Below are 5,295 nucleotides of genomic sequence, written 5' to 3' on the forward strand. Positions count from 1 at the left end.
CGCGGCACGGTGAAGCGCCGCCACGCCGTGCTCGACGGCATCCGCATTCCCTTGCGTCCGCATTTCGGCGTGATCGCGGTGGCGCCGCGCGAGGTCGATTTCATCGATTCCGTGCCGCCGTCCTATTTCGGCGGCAATCTCGACAATTGGCGGCTGGGGAAGGGGGCGACCGTCTATCTTCCGGTCTCCGTCCCCGGCGCGCTGCTGTCGGTCGGTGATCCCCACGCAGCCCAGGGCGACGGCGAACTGAGCGGCACCGCGATCGAATGCTCGATGACCGGCACGTTCGAGGTGATTCTGCACAAGAAGGCCGACCTCGCCGGCCGGCCCTTCGCCGATCTCAGCTATCCCCTGATCGAGACCGCCACCGACTGGGTGCTGACCGGCTTCAGCCATCCCAACTATCTCGCCGAGTTCGGCGCGCAGGGCCAGAGCGAGGTCTACGCAAAATCCTCGCTCGACCTCGCCATGAAGGACGCCTTCCGCAAGATGCGGCGCTTCCTGATGAACGTGAAAGGTCTCAGCGAGGACGAGGCGATCGCGCTGATGTCGGCGGCCGTCGATTTCGGCGTCACCCAGGTCGTCGACGGCAATTGGGGCGTGCACGCCATCATCAGCAAGCGTCTGTTTCAKGACGCGCCTCAACCGCAAGGACAACTCAAGTGAAATTCCACATGATTAGCGGCGGACCGAAGCCGGTCGCGCCCTTCAGCCACGCCGTCGAGACCGACGGTTTTGTTTTCGTCACCGGCCAGATGCCGGACACGCCGCAAGCGCCGGGCGTGCTGCCCGACGGCATCGTCGCGCAAACCCACGCGGTGATGGAGAATTTGAAAGTGGTCCTCAGAGGTCTCGATCTCGGCCTCGAGCACGTCGTGATGGCGCGCATTTATCTGACGCGCTTCAAGGAAGACTACGCGGCGATGAACGAGACCTATCGCACCTACTTTGCGCCCGGCCGGCTGCCGGCCCGCACCTGCGTCGGTGTCACGGGCTTAGCCTATGACGCGCTGATCGAGATCGATCTGGTGTGCCGGCGGCCGTGATGGTCCGTAGGGTGGATTATCCCGCGGCTGCGCGTAGCGCGGTCCGCGGCATAATCCACCTCTTCAGTCGCCGCGGCGGCAGACGTGGTAGATTACGCTTCGCTAATCCACCCTACAGCCGGCACCCGGTCTTCCCTGCGCCCTCTGGCAAGAGGGTGTCGAGATCAAGCAAAGCTCGGGCGAGATGAGCCGCGAGAGTGCCGATCTGCGTCTGCGCACACGTGACACGCAAGGCCTATCACCGTCACCCTGAGGTGCTCGCCTTCTTGGCGAGCCTCGAAGGGTGAACGGCCCGGCGGCATCCCGGCCGTTCATCCTTCGAGGCTCCCGATGAGGCGCACCGTGCCCCATCGCTCGCACCTCAGGATGAGGGGGCCACGCAACAGCGAGATTGAGAAAGCGCCGCTTCGTGGAGAGGGCGCCGTGGCATGGCTCCCTCCAACTCGTCTTAAATTGCAACCCGCGCGTGCAAGAAGTCTTGATCGGCCGTGATCTAGGGGTGATCCGCCGCCTTGAACGTGGACCCGAGCCACCGCGACTAATCCCCAGAGTGCCCAAGGATCAGTGGAACGTGATTGCGCTTCCCCTTCCTAAAGCACCAAAATGGTGCTTTAGTGCTTTCCATGAGCCCGTCGCCCCGAAACGCGCCGTCCGCGCTGCGTTACCGGCTTGCCCCCGACCCGGCCGCCAAGGCCGCGATGGAGGCGACGTTCGAGGCCTATGACCGCATGATGGAAATTCTGGACGAGGTCGCGCGGAGCCACAACGTGGGGTCCAACGTCGTCCTGTTGCATGCCCACGCCTACGAGCCGATCCGCAAGCAGACCGCGCTGCCGTCGCGGCTGGTGACGCTGGGCCTGCGCGACCGCGCCGATTATCGCGCGGCGGGAGGCCGCCGCCTGCCGCTCGACGACAAGCTCGCCAAGATCAAGGGGCCGGCCACCATTTCGATTGCGACCGTGCAGGGGCGCTTCAGCGTGCCCTTCGACTACGCCGGTTATGCCGAGGGCTGGGGGCAGAGCGCGCCCGCGCACCTGATCCGCACCGACGACGGTTTCGAGGTTCACTACGGCGTCACGCCGAACAGTCTGCCAGAGGAGGAGAATGCCATGGATACCATTGCTGCCGCCCCCGACAATTTCCTGTCCCGGGTCGGGCGCCTGATCGCCGGCATCGCCTATGACGCGATCGAGCAGGCGGAAGGCAAGAACAAGCTTGCGGTGGTCGGACAGGCCATCCGCGAGATCGAGCGCGCCGAGGGCGAGGCCCGCGATGYGCTCGCATCCGCGCGCGCCGAGGAATACCGGCTCAACGCGCGGCGTACCGAGATCGAGCGCGAGATGACCGATCTCACCGCCAAGATCGAGAGCGTGATCGCGGACGGGCGTGATGATCTCGCGCGCGCCGGCATCGCGCGCCAGATGGATCTGGAAGCGCAGTTCGAGGTGCTCTCCCGCGCCATCGACGAGAACAACGAGAAGATCGAGCAGTCCGTCACGTCCCTGCGCGCCGTGCTGTCGGCGCTTCAGGATGCCGAAAAGCGCCGCGCCGATCTCGAGAAGAGTGAGGTGGCTGCCAGTCACCAGGCTTCCGGTTCGCCCCGGAAACAGGGCGGCGCTGCTGCGGCGGCAAAGGCGTTGCGCGCGGGCAGGGCGGTGGCGCGTGCCACCGGCGTTCCGGCCGCGATTCCATATTCAAGCGACATCGACGAGCTCAGCACGTTGCATCGCGACAAGGAGATTGCAGCGCGGCTGGCTCGGTTGAAGTCGCGCTCCTGAGTAATGTGTCATGAGCGCACTGCTCGAACATGTGATGGCGCCGGAGGTCAGGCCGTTCGCGATCGCGGCGGCCATGATCGTCATCGTCGGCTCCGTCGAGGTGGTCTCGATGCTGGTCGGGGCCTCCCTGAGCGAGATGCTCGGCACCAACATCGATTTCGGCCACCCCAGCGACAATGGCGTGATCAACGCCATTTCCTGGATCAATGTCGGCGGCGTGCCGCTGCTGATCTTCCTGCTGCTGCTGCTCGGCGCCTTCTCCATCACCGGCTTCCTGATCCAGGACATCGCGCGGATGGTCGCGGGTCCCTTGCCGGCGACGCTCGCCTCGGTCGGGGCGATCGTCGTCTCGGTTCCACTGGTCCGCGCCGCGAGCGGCGCCATCGCGCGGGTCATTCCCAGGGATGAAAGCTACGCCGTCGGCCTCGGCGATCTCGTTGGCCGCGTCGGTGAAGTCGTCATCGGTCCGCTCGACCAGGGGCCGCCGGGCCGCGTCAGCGTCGCCGACGTCCACGGTAACAGGCACTTCGTCTGGGCGGTTGCTGCCCCTTCGTCTTCGCCCTTGTCGCAAGGAACCATGGTCCTGTTGGTCGATCGCGTCGGCACCCGTTTCGTGGCGGTCAAGGCCGACGATGAACTCAAACCGTTCAAGCCACCTCTAAGCAGCTAGCAAGTCATTATTGGAGAAAGTCATGTTCGACATAGCAGTCCCGGCCATGATCGGCGTCGCGCTGATCGTCGTCCTGGGGATCGTCTTCACCATCCTCTACAAGCGCGCCACGCGCGACGAGGCCTTCGTGCGCACCGGCCTCGGCGGCAAGAAGGTCGTGCTCGACGGCGGCGCCATGATCCTGCCGATCTTCCACTCCTATGCCAGCGTCAATTTGAAGACGCTGCGGCTCACCGTCGAGCGCAAGGAGCGGGAATCCCTGATCACCAAGGACCGCTTGCGGGTCGATATCGTCGCCGAGTTCTACGTGCGCGTCCGCCCCGACGATGAAAGCATTGCGCTCGCGAGCCAGACGCTGGGCGCGCTGACCAATGACGCCGAAGCCCTGCGTAACCAGGTCGAAGCAAAATTCGTCGACGGCCTGCGTTCGGTGGCGGCCACCATGTCCATCCTGGAGCTGCAGGAAAAGCGCAGCGATTTCGTCAAGCACGTGCAGGCGACCGTGGAGTCGGACGTCAAGTCAAACGGTCTCGAGCTTGAATCGGTATCGCTGACCAAGCTCGATCAGACGGATGTGAAGTTCTTCAATCCCGAAAACTTCTTCGACGCCGAAGGTCTGACCCAGCTGAAGACCGTCACCGAGACCCGCCGGCGCGACCGCAACTCGATCGTGCGCGACAACGAGGTGGCGATCGCGCAAAAGGACCTCGAGGCGCGGCAGCAGACCCTGACCATCGAACGCACCAAGAAGGAGGCCGAGCTCTCCCAGGAGCGCGACATCGCCAACAAGACCGCGAGCACCCGCGCCGAGGTCGCGACCGCGACGCAGACCGCGCGCCTGACCGAGGAGAACGCCCGCATCGATACCGACCGCGCGGTCGCCGAGAAGGAGGCTGGCGCCAAGCAGGTCAAGGAGACCGCAGTGATCGAGTCGGATCTGGCGATCAACAAGCGCAAGACCGACGCCCAGCGCGAGATCCAGATCGCGACCCAGGAGAACGAGATCCAGATCGCCTCCAAGAGCAAGCAGACCTCGGAAGCCGTGGCGGAGGCCAAGACCGCCGAAGCGCTCGCTGTGTCCGCGGAGGAAAAGGTCGTCACCGCGCGCGCTGTCGAGGTCGCCGACCGAGCCCGCCTGACCCAGGTGCTGGCGGCACGCACCGAGGCCGAACGCAAATCGACCGAGGTGATCGTGGCGGCCGAAGCCGAGAAGAAGGCGGCGCTCGATCGCGCCGAGGCCACCAAGACGCTGGCGACGGCGGAAGCCGAGTCCAACAAGATCAAGGCGGTCGGCGTCAGGAACATCGGCGAGGCCGAGGCCGCGATCATCACGCTCAAGAACGAGGCGCAGAACAAGCTCGGCGCCAACGTGATCGATTTCGAGCTCGCCAAGAAGCGGATCGAGACCATGCCCTCGGCGCTGGCCGAGATGGTCAGGCCGATCGGAAACCTCAAGGACGTCCGCATCCTGCACACCGGCGGCGCGTTCGGCGGCAATGGCGTCGGCGGCGGCAATGTCGGCTTCGGCGAAGGGCTTGCCGGCGAACTCCTCAAGGTGCACGCGCTGCGTCCGATGATCGACGAGATCCTGCGCCAGAGCGGTTTTGCGCCGGGTGACGATCCCGTGAAAGCGCTGGTCGGCGCCGTGACGGGGAAGGGCAACGGCGCCGCGGTGCCGGTGGCTACGCCCGCCGTGGAGAAACCAAACGCCGCCGACCTATGAACGCCCGTTCATTGCTGCGGAGAATTCGAATCGATAAGAAATCCCCGTGCGCGTCTCGCGTCGCGCACGGCTCCGGAG

At 65.2% G+C, this 5,295-nt stretch carries 5 protein-coding genes; all 5 read left to right on the forward strand.

Features of this window, described 5'->3' with window-relative positions:
* Nucleotides 1–666: acetamidase/formamidase family protein (locus tag ACXJL8_RS33095; protein ID WP_456686307.1), on the forward strand; the 666-nt coding region annotated here is incomplete at its 5' end.
* Nucleotides 663–1,046 carry a RidA family protein gene (locus ACXJL8_RS33100; RefSeq protein ID WP_456623898.1) on the forward strand — a complete coding sequence of 128 codons (384 nt, stop codon included), beginning with the start codon at nucleotides 663–665 and terminating at the stop codon, nucleotides 1,044–1,046. The genes ACXJL8_RS33095 and ACXJL8_RS33100, both read left to right, overlap by 4 nt.
* A gap of 614 nt (nucleotides 1,047–1,660) precedes the next feature.
* Nucleotides 1,661–2,824 (forward strand): PspA/IM30 family protein, encoded by a 1,164-nt coding sequence (locus ACXJL8_RS33105; protein ID WP_456686308.1) that lies wholly within the window; start codon nucleotides 1,661–1,663, stop codon nucleotides 2,822–2,824.
* 10 nt (nucleotides 2,825–2,834) lie between these two features.
* Nucleotides 2,835–3,494, forward strand: a complete 660-nt coding sequence (locus ACXJL8_RS33110) for an OB-fold-containig protein (RefSeq protein WP_456623900.1) — start codon at nucleotides 2,835–2,837, stop codon at nucleotides 3,492–3,494.
* Nucleotides 3,495–3,516: 22 nt separating this feature from the next.
* Nucleotides 3,517–5,217: a flotillin family protein gene (locus ACXJL8_RS33115; protein ID WP_456623901.1), complete on the forward strand. Its 1,701-nt coding sequence runs from the start codon at nucleotides 3,517–3,519 to the stop codon at nucleotides 5,215–5,217.
* Nucleotides 5,218–5,295: the final 78 nt, after the last annotated feature.

The sequence above is a fragment of the Bradyrhizobium sp. P5_C11_2 genome, assembly GCF_054049755.1.